Source organism: Streptomyces sp. NPDC025784, assembly GCF_055558435.1.
Window position 1 is genome coordinate 82,802 of sequence record NZ_JBVHMN010000011.1, and the last position, 16,418, is coordinate 99,219.

The 16,418-nt window shown below is 71.6% G+C and carries 10 protein-coding genes; 7 read left to right on the forward strand and 3 right to left on the reverse strand.

The annotated features are described in order from the left end of the window. The first annotated feature begins 19 nt into the window (after positions 1 to 19). On the forward strand, positions 20 to 271 hold the full coding sequence (locus tag ACZ4IF_RS24550) for a DUF6191 domain-containing protein (RefSeq protein WP_467566203.1): 252 nt from the start codon (positions 20 to 22) through the stop codon (positions 269 to 271). A gap of 144 nt (positions 272 to 415) precedes the next feature. Here the strand turns inward: ACZ4IF_RS24550 and ACZ4IF_RS24555 are convergent, their stop codons facing one another. Both ACZ4IF_RS24555 and ACZ4IF_RS24560 read right to left on the reverse strand, forming a co-directional pair. Continuing rightward, a complete protein-coding gene (locus ACZ4IF_RS24555; protein WP_467566205.1) occupies positions 416 to 1,591 on the reverse strand; it encodes a PQQ-dependent sugar dehydrogenase in 1,176 nt (391 codons plus the stop codon). Positions 1,592 to 1,691: 100 nt separating this feature from the next. Beyond that, complete coding sequence (locus ACZ4IF_RS24560) at positions 1,692 to 2,690, reverse strand: aldo/keto reductase (protein WP_467566208.1); 999 nt, start codon at positions 2,688 to 2,690, stop codon at positions 1,692 to 1,694. A gap of 76 nt (positions 2,691 to 2,766) precedes the next feature. Between ACZ4IF_RS24560 and ACZ4IF_RS24565 the strand changes: the two genes are divergently transcribed. The 6 genes from ACZ4IF_RS24565 to serA all read left to right on the forward strand — a co-directional run bounded on the left by ACZ4IF_RS24565 (position 2,767) and on the right by serA (position 12,789). Further along, positions 2,767 to 3,708, forward strand: coding sequence for a 2-hydroxyacid dehydrogenase (locus ACZ4IF_RS24565; protein WP_467566211.1), 942 nt, complete (start codon positions 2,767 to 2,769; stop codon positions 3,706 to 3,708). Positions 3,709 to 4,101: 393 nt separating this feature from the next. Further along, positions 4,102 to 7,170, forward strand: a complete 3,069-nt coding sequence (locus tag ACZ4IF_RS24570) for a putative bifunctional diguanylate cyclase/phosphodiesterase (protein ID WP_467566214.1) — start codon at positions 4,102 to 4,104, stop codon at positions 7,168 to 7,170. 227 nt (positions 7,171 to 7,397) lie between these two features. After that, positions 7,398 to 9,254 carry an acetolactate synthase large subunit gene (locus tag ACZ4IF_RS24575; protein WP_467566217.1) on the forward strand — a complete coding sequence of 619 codons (1,857 nt, stop codon included), beginning with the start codon at positions 7,398 to 7,400 and terminating at the stop codon, positions 9,252 to 9,254. Between the two features lie 19 nt (positions 9,255 to 9,273). Further along, positions 9,274 to 9,804: an acetolactate synthase small subunit gene (ilvN, locus tag ACZ4IF_RS24580; RefSeq protein ID WP_028805269.1), complete on the forward strand. Its 531-nt coding sequence runs from the start codon at positions 9,274 to 9,276 to the stop codon at positions 9,802 to 9,804. 127 nt (positions 9,805 to 9,931) lie between these two features. Next, positions 9,932 to 10,933: a ketol-acid reductoisomerase gene (gene ilvC / locus ACZ4IF_RS24585; protein WP_099504719.1), complete on the forward strand. Its 1,002-nt coding sequence runs from the start codon at positions 9,932 to 9,934 to the stop codon at positions 10,931 to 10,933. Between the two features lie 266 nt (positions 10,934 to 11,199). Next, positions 11,200 to 12,789: a phosphoglycerate dehydrogenase gene (gene serA / locus ACZ4IF_RS24590; protein ID WP_359501517.1), complete on the forward strand. Its 1,590-nt coding sequence runs from the start codon at positions 11,200 to 11,202 to the stop codon at positions 12,787 to 12,789. 426 nt (positions 12,790 to 13,215) lie between these two features. On the opposite strand, the gene ACZ4IF_RS24595 is transcribed toward serA, so the two are convergent. Beyond that, on the reverse strand, positions 13,216 to 16,179 hold the full coding sequence (locus tag ACZ4IF_RS24595; RefSeq protein ID WP_467566222.1) for a helix-turn-helix transcriptional regulator: 2,964 nt from the start codon (positions 16,177 to 16,179) through the stop codon (positions 13,216 to 13,218). Positions 16,180 to 16,418: the final 239 nt, after the last annotated feature.

Below are 16,418 nucleotides of genomic sequence, written 5' to 3' on the forward strand. Positions count from 1 at the left end.
CCGGGCCGAGGGAGGCGCTGTGTTCAACATGTTCGAGGAGCTCTTCGCACCAGGCCGCAAGCACACCAACGACGAACGCAAGCGACTGGAGCTGAGCCGGGTCGACCTGACGGACGGCGACCCGGGGCGCGGCCCCATAGACCTGTCCTCGGGCAAGGTGGTCGTACGACTGCCGAAACACGAGCAGGCGCCCGAGCAGGAACAGAACGCCGACCACGAGCCGGACGGGGGACCCGAGCCCACGTCCGAGCAGGGATCCGAGCCCGAATAGACCGCCGACCACGACCCCGACCCTGGGCCCGAGACTCGGGCAGCACGTCCCGGCCGGCACTCCGACCCCGGCGAGGCCTGGAGTCAGGCTCCGGCGGGGACCACGACCCCGGCCAGGATCCGGCCCCGTCCCCGGGCGCTGCACCTAGCTCACCTTCAGCTCCAGGATCTTGTCGTCCCCCTTCGCGGGGCTGCCGCGGCCGTCCGTCTCGCTCGTCGTCAGCCAGAGCTTGTCGCCACCGGCGGAGACGACGGTCCGCAGGCGGCCGTACTCGCCCTTGAGGAAGGACTCGGGGGCCGCCGACGCCTTCGTGCCGCTCAGGGGAATGCGCCAGAGCCTCTCGCCCTTGAGGCCCGCCATCCAGATGGAACCCTCCGCGTAGGCGATGCCGCTGGGGGAGGCGTCGTCGGTGTGCCACTGGGCGACCGGGTCGTGATACCTGGCGTCGCCGCCACGGCCCTCGACCACCGGCCAGCCGTAATTGTCGCCGGGCTTGATCTGGTTCAGTTCGTCCCAGGTGTCCTGGCCGAACTCGGAGGCCCACAGCCGCTGTTTGTCGTCCCAGGCCAGCCCCTGCACATTGCGGTGGCCGTACGAGTAGACGACGGAGTCGCCGAAGGGATTGCCCGGAGCGGGATCGCCGTCCGGGGTCATCCGCAGGATCTTGCCGCCCAGCGCCTTCCTGTCCTGGGCCTGTCCCCGGTCACCGGTCTCGCCCGCGCCCGCGTACAGCATCTTGTCCGGGCCGAACGCGATCCGGCCGCCGTTGTGGATCACCCCCTTGGGGATGCCCTTGAAGACGGTGTCCGGGGCGCCGAGCTGCTCACCCGGCGGCTTCTTCGCGTCGTACAGCATGCGGACGATGCGGTTGTCCGAGGCGGTGGTGAAGTACGCGTAGACCATGTGGTCCGAGGCGTAGTCCGGGGAGAGCGCGATGCCCAGGAGGCCGCCCTCGCCCGCGGGCGCGACCCCCGGGACCTCGCCGAGCTCCGTCTTCCGGCCGGTCTTCTCGTCCACCCGGTCGATCGTCCCCTCGTCCCGCGACGACACCAGGAGCCCGCCCTCCGGCAGCGGCGCCAGCCCCCAGGGCGTCTTCAGACCCTCGGCGACCGTCCGCACCACCTTCACCGAGCCCTTCGCCGGGGGTGCCTTTTCGGTGGGACTCCCGGAGGACGACGGCGCAGGCGCCGAACTCCCGAGGCCCGGGAACGCGCTCTTCTTGTCGTCCGGCGCGCCCCCGTCCCCGGAGGAACAGCCGGCCGTCACCAGAAGCGCTGCCGCGGCCAACACGGCCGTCACCACTCGTCGTTGCACGATCAAGGTCCCTTCGACGCGGCGGTCCTACTGTTCATACACCGCCGGTGCCGCGCAGGTTCCCGATCACCGAAGCCCGAGGCCCACGGTCCCGCAGCGGGCGGGCTCAGTCCCAGGATCCCCGCGCCCCCGGCAGCGCCGCCACCTCGGCGAGGTCGGCCGCCGTCAGCCGCAGTCCGGCCGCCCGCGCGTTCTCGGTGACCCAGCGCTCCTGCTTGGTCCCCGGCACCGGAACCACCTGCGGCCCCTGCGCCAGCACCCACGCGAGCGCCACCTGCCCGGGCGTCACCTCGTTCCCGTGCCGCCGGGCGATCCGCCGCAGCCCCGCCACGATCGGCTGGTTCGCCGCCATCATCTCCGCGGTGAAACGCGGGTGGCGGGCGCGCAGGTCGTCGGGCTCGAAACCCTCGCCCGGGGTCAGCGTGCCGGTCAGGAAACCGTTGCCGAGCGGCATCGCCGAAAGGAAGCCGACCCCGCGCGCCGCGCACCACGGCAGCAGCGCGTCCAGCGCCTCCGTCGACCACACCGACAGCTCGGCCTCGACCGCGCTGACCGGGAAGACCTGCTGCACCCGCTCCAGCTGCCGGATCGTCCCGTCGTGCAGCCGTGCCCCCGAGCGGCGGCCGGACCGGGCACCCACCGCGCACAGGCCGAGCGAGCGGACCTTGCCCGCGGTGACCAGGTCGGCCATCGCGCCCCAGGTCTCCTCGACCGGGACCTCCGGGTCCGCGCGATGCAGCTGATAGAGGTCGATCACGTCCGTCTGGAGCCGGCGCAGCGACGCGTCGCACGCCCGTCTCACGTAGCCGGGGCGGCCGTTGGCCACGATGTGCTGCTCGCCGACCAGCAGACCGACCTTGGTCGACACGAAGGCGTCGGAGCGCCGCTCCTTCAGCACCCTCCCCACCAGGAGCTCATTGGTGAAGGGGCCGTACATGTCGGCCGTGTCGAGCAGCGTCGAGCCCTGGTCGAGCGCCGTGTGCACCGCGCGCAGCGACTCCTCGCCACGCTGCCGCGAAGCGGTGTACGCCCAGCTCATCGGCATGCACCCGAGCCCGACCGCGCCCACCTCGAGCGCCGCCGCCCCGATCGTCCTGCGCTCCACCTGGCCGTAATCCTCCCCTTGCTGGCACCCCAACCTAACCTCTGTGTCTCCGGGTGCCTGGCATAGCCTCCTGACCATGACTTCCGATGTGTGGCTCCCGATTCGCGCCGACGAGATCGAAGGCCTCCCCGAAGGCCTGACCTATCGCTTCTGGGACGGCGGCCAGGACTTCCCCGCGGACCCGGCCGAGTGCGCGTTCTACGTCGTCCCCTACATGAAGCCGCCCGCCGTCTCGCAGCGGCCGATGCCCGGGATGACGTCCGTCCAGGTCGTGCAGACGCTCTCCGCCGGCGTCGACCACGTCCTGCCGAGCCTCGGGCAGCTGCGTCCGGGCGTACAGCTGTGCAACGCGCGCGGTGTGCACGAGGCGAGCACGGCGGAGCTCACCCTCGCCCTGACCCTCGCCTCACTGCGCGGCATCCCCGACTTCGTGCGCGCCCAGGACAAGGGGGAGTGGCGCTCGGGCTTCCGTCCCGCGCTCGCCGACAAGTCCGTGCTGATCGTGGGCTACGGGTCCATCGGGGCCGCCATCGAGGACCGGCTCGCACCCTTCGAGGTGGCGCGGGTGGCGCGCGTCGCGCGCTCCGAGCGCACCATGGCGCGCGGTCTGGTGCATCCACTCACGGAACTTCCCGCCCTGCTGCCCGAGGCCGACATTGTCGTGCTGTCCATGCCCCTGACCGAGGACACGAGAGGCCTGGTGGACGCCGAGTTCCTGTCCCGGATGAAGGACGGCGCGCTCCTCGTGAACGTCGCGCGCGGCCCCGTCGTGGACACCAAGGCCCTGCTCGGCGAGCTGGAGAGCGGCCGGCTCACCGCGGCCCTCGACGTCACCGATCCCGAGCCGCTGCCGCAGGGACACCCCTTGTGGCACGCGCCCGGCGTGCTCATCAGCCCTCATGTCGGCGGTCCCACTTCGGCGTTCATGCCGCGCGCCAAGCGTCTCCTGGCGGACCAGTTGAACCGATTCGTGAACCGGGAGCCGCTGCGGAACGTGGTCCTTACCACCGGCGCTTAGGTCACGTCCCGTTCGCGCACCGTCCGCTTCGAGCACCCTCCGCAGTTCCCCGAACGCGGGCAGTTCCGACATCCGTGCTGGTCGTTACGGAGCGTAGAGGAACTATGTCCCTGAGTGACGAGACTGGTGTATCGTCCCGACAGGGGCTGCGCCGCGCACCGTTCGGCGCCGGGGTTGAACATTCGGACTGCGAGGGGGGCGACGGGCGATGCACGGCCTATGGACCAACGATCCGACGCGGCGGAGCCGCAGACGACGGCCCTTGCGCGCCGCCACGCGCAGACGCGGCCACGCCGGGTACGGCGGCCACGGTCTTGGTGGCCATCACCACCGCAGGCACGGCGGCCGCCGGAGGCATGCGCACCCGGCCCACGGCGACCAGCGGGACTCCGGATGGCCCCGGTGAGCTCGCCAGGGGCACTGCTGACCCGTCGGCCGGTGTGCGGCGGTGGGACGGGTCTGTACTCACAACTCGCACTGGCCTTCGTGTGCGCGGGATACGCCGTCGGTTCCGCGCTCGGCTGGGGCTCCGCCGGACTTGCGCTGATCATGGGCGACTTCGGACTGAGCGCCGCGGCGGGCACCGCGGCCGCCTCCTGCTTCCGCTACGCCCGTAGCCGGCACAGCCGTTTTCGACCGGCGTGGCTGCTGTTCGCGCTCTCCTCCGCCATGGCCTCGCTCGGGAACCTGGTCTGGGGGTGGTACGAGGTGGTCCTCGACCGCCCAGTTCCCAGCCCGAGCTACGCCGACCTGTTCTTCCTGTGCTTCGCGCCACCCGCCATCGTAGGACTGCTCGTGCTCGCCAAGAGGCCCGTCACCAAGGCGGGTTGGGTGTGCCTCGCGCTGGACGCCTGGCTGATCGGCGGTTCGCTGCTCACGCTGTCGTGGAGCCTCGCGCTCGCCCAGGCCGCGAAGTTCGACGGCCCGAGCGTCGCGCACACCGCGCTGTCCCTCGCGTACCCGCTGCTGGACATCGCGCTGGTCAGCATGGTGCTGGCGCTGCACTTCAGGCGTTCGTCGGTGAACCGCTCCGCGGTGAACACGGCGATCGGGGCGCTCGCCCTGACCGTGATGTGCGACGCCCTGTTCACCTCGCCGCTCCTGCACAACAGCTATCACTCGGGCCAGCTCCTCGACGCGGGCTGGTTCGCCGGCTCACTGCTCCTCGCATACGCGCCCTGGGTCGGCACCCGGCACGGACAGCCGGACCCCGACGACCACCCCGCGGACGGGCACGCGCGCGTGGTCCACGAGCACATTCCGGGGCAGCGCCGGGGACACCGTGCCGCGCAGCGGGCGGACCACGCATCCCACGGATTCCAGGGCCCGGAAGGGGCCGACGGACCACAGGGGCACGACGGACCACTGCCGTCACAGCCCGACGCACACCAAGGGGGACACGTGCACGTGAACCCCCAGGACGGAGGCCACGGCCGGTATCCGGCCTCACGCCCGATCGCCGGCTCGCTGGCCGCCCTCACGCCCTATCTGGCCGCCGCCGTCTGCACGCTGGGCATCCTCTACAACGTCCTCAACGGCCACGACGTGGACCGCGTGGTCCTGATCACCGCGGGCCTCGTCGTGCTGGCCCTCGTGGTGCGCCAGGGCATCATGCTGCTCGACAACATCACCCTCACCCAGGAGCTCGCCCAGAAGGAGAACCACTTCCGCTCCCTGGTGCAGGGCTCCAGCGACGTCATCATGATCGCCGCGCCCAACGGCGTCCTGCGGTACGTCAGCCCGGCCGCCGCCGGAGTCTACGGACGCGACGCCGACGATCTCGTCGGCTCCGAGCTCGCCGCGCTCATCCACCCCGAAGACCTCGGCTGCGTAGTTCACGAAGTACGACGTTTTCTCGCGGCCAGCCAGACCGAGGAACCCACGACCCGGATCGAGTGCCGTTTCCGGTCCGGCGACGGCGGCTGGCTCAATGTGGAGTCCACCGTCAACCGCCACCACGGCGGCCTCATCTTCAACAGCCGCGACGTCACCGAGCGGGTCCGCCTCCAGGCGCAGTTGCAGCACAACGCCGAGCACGACCCGCTCACCGACCTGCCCAACCGCGCGCTGTTCACCCGGCGCGTCCAGCAGGCGCTCTCCGGCCGCCGCTCCTCCGACCGCGGCAGCGCCGTCCTCTTCATCGACCTCGACGGCTTCAAGGCGGTCAACGACACCATCGGGCACCAGGCCGGCGACGAACTCCTCGTCCAGGCCGCCCGCAGACTCCAGGACTCGGTACGGCAGGGCGACACCGCCGCCCGCCTGGGCGGCGACGAATTCGCGGCCCTGATCGTCGGCGACGGCAACCGCGACCGTGGCGCCCGCGAACACCACATCATGGAGCTGGCCGACCGGCTGCGGGTCACCCTCTCCCAGCCCTACTCCATCGACGGCAACGATGTCCGGGTGGCCGCGTCCATCGGCGTCGCCTTCGCCGAACCGGGCCTGGGCGCCGGAGAGCTCCAGCGCAACGCCGACCTGGCCATGTACCGCGCCAAGGCCGCGGGCAAGGGACGCGTCGAGCTGTACGCGCCGCAGATGCAGCAGGACGTCGTGCGCAAGGCGGAGCTGGCGACCCGGCTGAGGTCGGCCCTGCAGGACGGCGAGTTCGCGCTGCTGCACCAACCCGTGGTGTCGCTCGAGAGCGGCCGGATCACGTCGGTCACCGCGCAGGCGCGCTGGCGCTCCGCCCAGGGCGTGCTCTTCACGCCCGCGGAGTTCCTGCGCGTCGCCGAGGACAGCGACAAGACCGCCGAGCTCGGCCGCTGGGTGCTAGAGGAAGCCGTCGAGCTGGCCGCCCAGCGGACCGCCGCGGGCGTCACGGTGCCCGTCACCGTCCGGACGAACGCGCGGCGGCTGCTGGACCGCTCGGGCACCCTCGGTTCCGTGGAAGCCCTGCTCACCCGGCACGGGCTCGCCTCCGGCGCCCTGATCATCGAGCTGTCCGACACCGATCCCCGGGTCTCCCTGGACGAGCTGGAGCGCCGGCTGAACGCGCTCAGGCGCCTCGGCGTCCGTATCGCCCTGGACGGCTTCGGCAGCGGCTACGCGGCCATCACGGCGCTCAGGAGACTCCCCGTGGACGTGCTCAAGCTCGACAGGAGTCTGGTCGAGGGAGTGGTCGAGTCCGCCCGCCTGCACAAGATCACCAGTGGGCTGCTGCGGATCGCCACCGACCTCGGGCTCCAGTCCGTGGCCGACGGCGTCGACCTTCCGGAGCAGGTCATCGCGTTGCGCGCGATGGGCTGCACTCATGGGCAGGGCATGGCGTTCTCCGGGCCGCTCGACGAGTACCGGCTGCGCAGAGCGCTCTCTTCCGGCCATTATCCGGTGCCCCACGGCCCCGTCGAGCCCGCGTTCGCGGGCGGCGGCCCAGGGGTGTATACGAGTGGTGTGCCGGCAGTTTTCGGGGGCGGTACGGCCCTCCGCTCACATAATGAGACTCCCGTCCCACCCACTTGACAGTCGGTGCGTGCCGGGGGGAGGGTCAATGCCATGCGCACCCGAATTCTCGTACTTGGAAAGCGCGTCGGCTGAAGCTAGGTGGCCACCGGACGGACCCGGGACACCCAGCGACCGCACCCGGCGCGCTCCCCTCGCTTGCCTCACGGCACGAGGGGTTTTTTGTTGCACAGGCACATGTCGTACACCGCACAAAACTCGCAAAAACCCTCAGCATCGAGAAGAGAATGCCGATGACCGAGCAGGCCACCGGGGCCCACCATCCGCAGCCGCGGCCCCGTTCCGGAGGACAGCAGTCCGCCCCCGAGCACGTCACGGGCGCGCAGTCCCTCATCCGCTCGCTTGAGGAGGTCGGGGCCGAGACCGTATTCGGCATTCCCGGCGGTGCGATCCTTCCGGCGTACGACCCGCTGATGGACTCCAAGCGGGTGCGGCACGTGCTCGTCCGCCACGAGCAGGGCGCCGGCCACGCGGCCACCGGTTACGCGCAGGCCACCGGCAAGGTCGGGGTCTGCATGGCGACCTCGGGCCCCGGTGCCACCAACCTGGTCACCCCGATCGCCGACGCGCACATGGACTCGGTGCCGCTCGTGGCGATCACCGGTCAGGTCGCCTCCAAGGCGATCGGCACGGACGCCTTCCAGGAGGCGGACATCGTCGGCATCACCATGCCGATCACCAAGCACAACTTCCTGGTGACCAAGGCGGAGGACATCCCGCGGACGATCGCGGAGGCCTTCCACATCGCCTCCACCGGCCGCCCCGGACCGGTCCTCGTCGACATCGCCAAGGACGCCCTCCAGGCGCGGACCACCTTCCAGTGGCCGCCCGTCCAGGACCTGCCCGGCTACCGCCCGGTGACCAAGCCGCACGCCAAGCAGATCCGCGAGGCCGCCAAGCTGATCACCCAGGCCAAGCGGCCCGTCCTGTACGTCGGCGGCGGCGTCCTCAAGGCGAACGCCACCGCCGAGCTGAAGGTCCTCGCAGAACTCACCGGAGCGCCCGTCACCACCACCCTGATGGCGCTCGGCGCATTCCCCGACAGCCACCCGCTGCACGTGGGAATGCCGGGCATGCACGGTGCGGTCACCGCCGTCACCGCGCTGCAGAAGGCCGACCTGATCGTCGCCCTCGGAGCCCGCTTCGACGACCGCGTCACCGGCAAGCTGGACAGCTTCGCCCCGTACGCCAAGATCGTCCACGCCGACATCGACCCGGCCGAGATCGGCAAGAACCGCGCCGCCGACGTGCCGATCGTCGGTGACGCCCGCGAGGTCATCGCCGACCTGATCCAGGCCGTGCAGAAGGAGCACGGCGAGGGACACGCCGGCGACTACTCCGCCTGGTGGAACGACCTGAACCGCTGGCGCGAGACGTACCCGCTCGGCTACGACCAGCCCGACAACGGCTCGCTCTCGCCGCAGCAGGTCATCGAGCGCATCGGGCAGCTCGCGCCGGAGGGCACGATCTTCGCCGCGGGCGTCGGCCAGCACCAGATGTGGGCCGCGCACTTCATCCAGTACGAGAAGCCCGCCACGTGGCTGAACTCGGGCGGCGCCGGGACGATGGGCTACGCGGTCCCGGCCGCGATGGGCGCCAAGGCCGGTCAGCCGGACCGCGCGGTCTGGGCGATCGACGGCGACGGCTGCTTCCAGATGACCAATCAGGAACTGACCACCTGCGCCCTGAACAACATCCCGATCAAGGTCGCCATCATCAACAACGGCGCCCTCGGGATGGTCCGCCAGTGGCAGACCCTCTTCTACAACCAGCGCTACTCCAACACCGTGCTGCACTCCGGCCCGGAGGCGGACGGCAAGCAGCCGAGCGCCGGCACCCGCGTCCCCGACTTCGTGAAGCTGTCGGAGGCCATGGGCTGCCACGCCATCCGCTGCGAGTCCCCGGACGACCTGGACAAGGTCATCGAAGAGGCGAACTCGATCAACGACCGCCCGGTCGTCGTCGACTTCATCGTCCACGAGGACGCGATGGTGTGGCCGATGGTCGCCGCCGGCACCTCGAACGACGAGATCATGGCAGCCCGGGACGTCCGCCCCGACTTCGGCGACAACGAAGACGACTGAGAGAGAGCCGAGTCAGATCATGAGCAGCAAGCACACCCTCTCCGTCCTCGTCGAGAACAAGCCCGGCATCCTCGCCCGGATCGCGGCCCTGTTCTCCCGTCGTGGCTTCAACATCGACTCGCTGGCCGTCGGTGTCACCGAGCACCCCGACATCTCCCGCATCACCATCGTGGTGAACGTGATCGAGGCACTCCCGCTCGAACAGGTCACCAAGCAGCTCAACAAGCTCGTCAACGTGCTGAAGATCGTCGAGCTGGAACCCGGTTCGGCCGTTCAGCGCGAACTCGTTCTGGTGAAGGTCCGCGCCGACAACGAGACGCGCTCCCAGATCGTCGAGATCGTTCAGTTGTTCCGCGCCAAGACCGTGGACGTCTCCCCGGAGGCGGTCACCATCGAGGCGACCGGTGGCAGCGACAAGCTGGAGGCCATGCTCAAGATGCTGGAGCCGTTCGGCATCAAGGAACTCGTCCAGTCCGGCACGATCGCGATCGGGCGCGGGGCGCGTTCGATCACGGACCGGTCGCTGCGCGCTCTGGACCGGTCGGCCTAATCCCGGAAAACGTCCCGGTGCGGGCGGACGGCGCACACAGTCCGCCCGCATACCGAGACCCGAAGACTTCCCTTCCCCCGCCCGCCGTACGGTGGGACGCAACACGAGCACACCAAGGAGAACCCCAGTGGCCGAGCTGTTCTACGACGACGACGCCGACCTGTCCATCATCCAGGGCCGCAAGGTCGCGGTCATCGGCTACGGCAGCCAGGGCCACGCCCACGCGCTGTCGCTGCGTGACTCGGGTGTCGACGTCCGCGTCGGTCTGCACGAGGGCTCCAAGTCCAAGGCGAAGGCCGAGGAGCAGGGCCTGCGCGTGGTGACGCCGTCGGAGGCCGCCGCCGAGGCCGACGTCATCATGATCCTGGTGCCGGACCCGATCCAGGCCCAGGTCTACGAGGAGCACATCGCCCCGAACCTGAAGGACGGCGACGCCCTGTTCTTCGGCCACGGCCTCAACATCCGCTACGGCTTCATCAAGCCCCCGGCCGGTGTCGACGTCGCCATGGTCGCGCCCAAGGGCCCGGGCCACCTGGTGCGCCGCCAGTACGAGGAGGGCCGCGGCGTTCCCTGCATCGCGGCCGTCGAGCAGGACGCGACCGGCAACGCCTTCGCGCTCGCGCTCTCGTACGCCAAGGGCATCGGCGGCACCCGTGCCGGCGTCATCAAGACGACCTTCACCGAGGAGACCGAGACCGACCTGTTCGGCGAGCAGGCCGTCCTCTGCGGTGGTACGGCCGCGCTGGTCAAGGCGGGCTTCGAGACCCTGACCGAGGCCGGCTACCAGCCGGAGATCGCCTACTTCGAGTGCCTCCACGAGCTGAAGCTCATCGTCGACCTGATGTACGAGGGCGGCCTGGAGAAGATGCGCTGGTCCGTCTCCGAGACCGCCGAGTGGGGCGACTACGTCACCGGGCCGCGCATCATCACGGACGCCACCAAGGCCGAGATGAAGAAGGTCCTCGCCGAGATCCAGGACGGCACGTTCGCCAAGAACTGGATGGAGGAGTACCACTCCGGTCTGAAGAAGTACAACGAGTACAAGACCCAGGACGAGAACCACCTCCTGGAGACCACGGGCAAGGAGCTGCGCAAGCTCATGTCGTGGGTGAACGACGACGAGGCGTGAGCCGAACGACGCGGGGGCCGGAGCGTGACGCTTCGGCCCCTTCGTCGAACCCCGGGTAACGCCGAGCACACGGCGTTGTCCATCCCGTCCAGCCACGGACGGGTGATCCTTCCGCAGCGGCGTAAGACGAACGGCGTGACGCCACTACACTGCTGCACAACATACGCGTCAGGCCCACAGCGTCGTGCGTCTTCCACGCGGCTAGCCAACCTCCACCGCCTGCGGCCGTCGGGACGGCCGTCCGCATTGGACTTGTGAGGACTCACGTGAGCTCGAAACCTGTCGTACTCATCGCTGAAGAGCTGTCGCCCGCGACCGTCGACGCCCTGGGCCCGGACTTCGAGATCCGGCACTGCAACGGCGCGGACCGCGCCGAACTGCTGCCCGCCGTCGCCGACGTCGACGCCATCCTGATCCGCTCGGCCACCAAGGTCGACGCCGAGGCCGTGGCGGCCGCGAAGAAGCTGAAGGTCGTCGCACGAGCCGGCGTCGGCCTGGACAACGTCGACGTCTCCGCCGCCACCAAGGCCGGCGTGATGGTCGTCAACGCCCCCACCTCGAACATCGTGACCGCCGCCGAACTGGCCTGCGGTCTCCTCCTCGCCACCGCGCGCAACATCCCGCAGGCCAACTCGGCCCTGAAGAACGGCGAGTGGAAGCGCAGCAAGTACACCGGTGTCGAGCTCGCCGAGAAGACCCTCGGCGTCGTCGGCCTCGGCCGCATCGGCGCGCTCGTCGCGCAGCGCATGTCCGCGTTCGGCATGAAGGTCGTCGCCTACGACCCCTACGTGCAGCCCGCCCGGGCCGCGCAGATGGGCGTCAAGGTGCTGTCGCTGGACGAGCTGCTGGAGGTGTCGGACTTCATCACCGTCCACCTCCCCAAGACCCCCGAGACCCTCGGCCTCATCGGCGACGAGGCGCTGCACAAGGTCAAGCCCTCGGTGCGCATCGTCAACGCCGCGCGCGGCGGGATCGTCGACGAGGAGGCGCTGTACTCGGCGCTCAAGGAGGGCCGCGTCGCCGGCGCCGGCCTCGACGTGTACGCGAAGGAGCCCTGCACGGACTCCCCGCTCTTCGAGCTCGACCAGGTCGTCTGCACTCCGCACCTCGGCGCCTCGACCGACGAGGCGCAGGAGAAGGCCGGCATCGCCGTCGCCCGCTCGGTGCGCCTGGCCCTCGCGGGCGAGCTCGTCCCCGACGCGGTGAACGTCCAGGGCGGTGTCATCGCCGAGGACGTCAAGCCGGGCCTGCCGCTCGCCGAGCGTCTCGGCCGCATCTTCACCGCCCTCGCGGGCGAGGTCGCCGTCCGTCTCGACGTCGAGGTGTACGGCGAGATCACCCAGCACGACGTCAAGGTGCTCGAACTCTCCGCGCTCAAGGGCGTGTTCGAGGACGTCGTCGACGAGACGGTGTCGTACGTCAATGCCCCGCTGTTCGCGCAGGAGCGCGGCGTCGAGGTCCGGCTGACCACCAGCTCGGAGTCCCCGGACCACCGCAACGTCGTCACCGTGCGCGGCACGCTCGGCGACGGCCAGGAGGTCTCGGTGTCCGGCACGCTGGCCGGGCCGAAGCACCTCCAGAAGATCGTCGCCGTCGGCGAGTACGACGTGGACCTCGCGCTCGCCGACCACATGGTGGTGCTGCGCTACGAGGACCGTCCCGGTGTCGTCGGCACCGTCGGCCGCATCCTCGGCGAGGCCGGCATCAACATCGGCGGCATGCAGGTCGCCCGTGCCGCGGTGGGCGGCGAGGCGGTCGCCGTCCTCACCGTGGACGACACGGTCTCGCCGGCGGTGCTCGGCGAGCTGTCGGAGGAGATCGGAGCGGCTTCGGCTCGCTCGGTCAACCTCGTCTGAGGTCGCCCGCACCCCTGGGGGCTGCCGCCCCCAGACCCCCGCATCGGCCTGGACGGCCTCGTCCTCAAACGCCGGACGGGCTGGGAGCTTCCGTACTCCGGAGGCACCGGCGCGTCCGGCGTTGTCGTATCGGCCTGGACGGCCTTGGTCGGTGTGGTGCTGCAAGTGGGGGAGTGCATCAGCAAGAAACAGCCCCTCCGGCGATTGAGGAGCGGGGTCTGGGGCGGAGCCCCAGGGCAGGGGACGGGTAGGGGCGGCGGGGGCGAAGGAACCCTGGGCGGCGCCGACCTGGGGCCGTGGCATCCAGAGCCGTGGGATCCCGGGCCGAGGCATCCGGGCCGGGGCGTCCGATCGGGGCCGGCGGAGCGCCGCGTCCAGGGGCAGGGATCGTCCCGGCCGAGGTCGGGGGGACCGTCCCGGCCGGGGTCAGGGGCCGTCCGGGCCGGGGGCGACGAGGCCCTCTCGGTAGGCGATGGCGACGGCCTCCGTGCGACTCGCGGCACCCAGCTTCGCGAGGATGTTGGACACGTGCACACTAGCCGTCTTGCCGCTGATGAAGAGCTCCTCCCCGATCTGACGATTGGTGCGCCCCCGCGAGAGCAGCAGCAGGACATCGCTCTCCCGGGCGGTCAGCACGGGGGAGCGGTCCGCGCCGGACGGCGCCTCGCCCAGGCGCCCGCGCCGCACGAGCGCATCCACGGCCTCACGCAGCGGCTCCGCCCCCAGACGGACCGCGGTCCCACGCGCCTCCCGCGCCTGCTCGGCGGCCTCCACCCGTCGGTCCGCCGCGAGCAGCGCCTCGGCGAGCCGCCACCGGCAACGGGCCAGCTCGTACGGATCGCCGTAGCCGAACGCGGTGACGGCCTTCTCCCAGGCCGGCACGTCCGGCCCGGAGTGCGCGCGCAGCCACTCCGCCTCGGCCCGCGCCAGCCAGGCCAGTCCCTCCGGCCCCTGCCGCGAACCGTCCTCGCCCCGGTCCGCGGTGACCCGCGCGGTCTCCACCAGCTCGGCCGCGGTGTCGGTCCACCGCCGTGCCCCCGCCTCGTCCCCGGTCAGCCGCAGCTCCACGGCCGTGTCCGCGACCGCGGACAGGGCGAGCGCGGCCAGCCTGACCCCGACGTCGGGCCGGTCGGTGGCCGTGTTCCCGGTGAGCGCGCCGATCGTGTCGCGCATCCGCCCGACGGCGGCGTCGGCGTCCCCGCGCAGGGCGGCGGCATCGGTCAGCACGATCCCGCCGATGAGCGTGGCCAGCCAGTCGAACGGCCCCGCCAGCAGGGCACGGGCGCGGTCGGCGGCGTCCTCGTCACCGCGCGCCACGGCCACGTACAGGGCGGGGCCGGTCGCGAACCCGGCCGCGGCGGGCAGCCGCTCGGCATCGGACGCCGCCGCGGTGACGCACTCGTCCCAGCGGCCCAGGGTGTAGAGCACCAGTGACTGGAGGTAGCGCAGCTCCAACGCGTACGGCGAGGAGACGAGACCGGAGCGGCGGGCACGGTCCAGGCCCTCGCCGAGCCAGTTCAGGCACTCGTCGAGGTCGCCCGATTCGTAGCAGCCGATGGCGAGGTTGTAGAGCGCGCGCATCTCGACCGGGACGTTGCCGGAGCCGCGTGCCAGCTCGCGGGCCTGCCGCAGCCGGTCGCGGCCCCGCCGCGTACGCCGGTTGTCGGGCTCCAGGCCGACCAGGGAGACCAACAGGTCGGCCTGCGCGTCGACGAGCCGAAGCTGTTCGGCGGTGCGCAGCGCCTGGCGGGCGACCCGCTCGGCGTCCTCGTCCCGGCCCACGTACCGCGCCGCCATGACATGGGTGGCCGCCGCCCACACCCAGGTGTACGACGGAGGCTCCTCGGGGATCATGGCGAGCGCTTCGCTGCTGTAGGTGAAGGCCGCCTTCAGGCTGTCGATGCGCATCAGGTTGCCCGCGAGGGTGTAGCGGACGCGCGCCGCGAGTTCCGAGTCGGCGTCCGAGCCCGCCCGCGCCAGCGCGGCGCGGGTGAGGTGGACCGCCCGGTGGGACTCGCCGGCCCGCGCGGCCGCCGCGGAGGCGCGCAGGGTGAGGGTCACCTGGTCGCCGTCCCCCGGGCGGGCCGCGGCGTCCACCGCGGGCCACAGTTCGAGGGCCATCTCCACGTGGCGCAGTTCCTCGGCGGGCGCGCCGACCCGCTGGGCGTGGTCGGCGGCTTCGAGCGAGGCCGTCAGCGCGTCGGCGAGGTCGTGGCTCTCGCGCGAGTGATGGGCCCGCTCCGCCGCGCTCCGTGCCGAACGGCCGTTCTCCGCGAGGAGCCTGGCGAAGGTTCCGTGCAGCCGGACCCGCTCGCCCGGCAGCAGGTCGGCGTACACGGCCTCGCGGGTCAGGGCGTGCCGGAACGAGTACGCGGCAGCTTCGTCGGGGACGAGCAGCTGTCGTCCGACGGCCTCGCGCAGCGCCGACTCCAGCGCGTCCTCGGGCAGTTGTACGGCGTCGCGCAGCAGGTCGTGCTCGACGCGGCGGCCGGCGACGGCGGCGGTGCGCAGCACCTGCTGGGCGGTCTCGGAGAGTTGCTCGATCCGAATGAGGAGGACGTCGGCGAGGCCGCTGGGCATGGCGGGCGAGGCGGGGTCGACGCCGCCCGGCAGCGCGGCGAGCAGTTCCTCCGCGTAGAACGCGTTGCCCTCGGCGCGTTCGACGATGCGGGTGACCGTGGTGTCCGGCACGGGGTCCGTGCGCAGCGCCCGGACGAGGCGGGCGACCTCGGCGTCGGGCATGGGCCGCAGTTCGAGGCGGTCGACGGCGGGCAGCCGTATCAGCTCGGCGAGCAGGGGGCGCAGGGGGTGGCGCCGGTGCAGGTCGTCCGCCCGGTAGGAGGCGAAGACCGCGAGGCGGTGCGCGGAGGCGCCGGCCGCCGGCCGTTGCAGGATGCCGCGGCTGAGCAGGAAGCGCAGGAGGTCGCGGGAGGACTGGTCCGCCCAGTGCAGGTCTTCGAGGACCAGCAGCAGCGGGCTGATGTCGGTCACGGCGGCGAGGAGTCCGGCCAGCCCCTCGAAGAGCTGGAGCCGTCCGCCGTGGTCCGCGCCGGTGCCGGGTCCCGCGCCGAGCAGCGGGCCCACGGCAGGGTGTGCCGCGAGGGCGGGGGCGAAGCGTTCGTCCGCGGCGAGGGCACCGAGGATCTCCGTGAACGGCAGGTACGGCAGGCCCACGTCGCCGAGATCCACGCAGTGGCCGGTGAGGACCGTCATGCCGGTGGCGGCGGCGTGCGCCGCGGCTTCCGCGAGGGTGCGGGTCTTGCCGACGCCGGCGTCGCCCGCCACCAGCACGGCGCGTGGGTCGCCCTGCGTCGCCCGCTCCAGCACGCCGGTGAGCCGGGCGAGTTCGTCCGCGCGGCCGATGAACGGCGTACCGAAAGTCTGTGCCACGAGGACATCCTGGCACGCGTCTCGGACAGGAAGGCTCCGACCGGCGCACTCGGACCGACGGGCCCTGGGGGCGGCGAGGGGGAGCGGCGGCTCCGGCCTGTGCGCCGGGGCCGGCCGGGTCCTCAGGCGTGGCGACCGGAAGCGGCGACTCCGGCCGGTGCACTCCGACCGATGGCGCGCTCGGCGGGCGGCGACCGGCGCGACGGCTACGTCCTACGTGCTCCGGCCCAGGTACTCCG

Coding starts and splice junctions, on each gene's coding strand:
- ACZ4IF_RS24565 (WP_467566211.1), top strand. CDS start 2,767: ATGACTTCCGATGTGTGGCTCCCGATTCGCGCCGACGAGATCGAAGGC.
- ACZ4IF_RS24570 (WP_467566214.1), top strand. CDS start 4,102: ATGGCCCCGGTGAGCTCGCCAGGGGCACTGCTGACCCGTCGGCCGGTG.
- ACZ4IF_RS24575 (WP_467566217.1), top strand. CDS start 7,398: ATGCCGATGACCGAGCAGGCCACCGGGGCCCACCATCCGCAGCCGCGG.
- ilvN (WP_028805269.1), top strand. CDS start 9,274: ATGAGCAGCAAGCACACCCTCTCCGTCCTCGTCGAGAACAAGCCCGGC.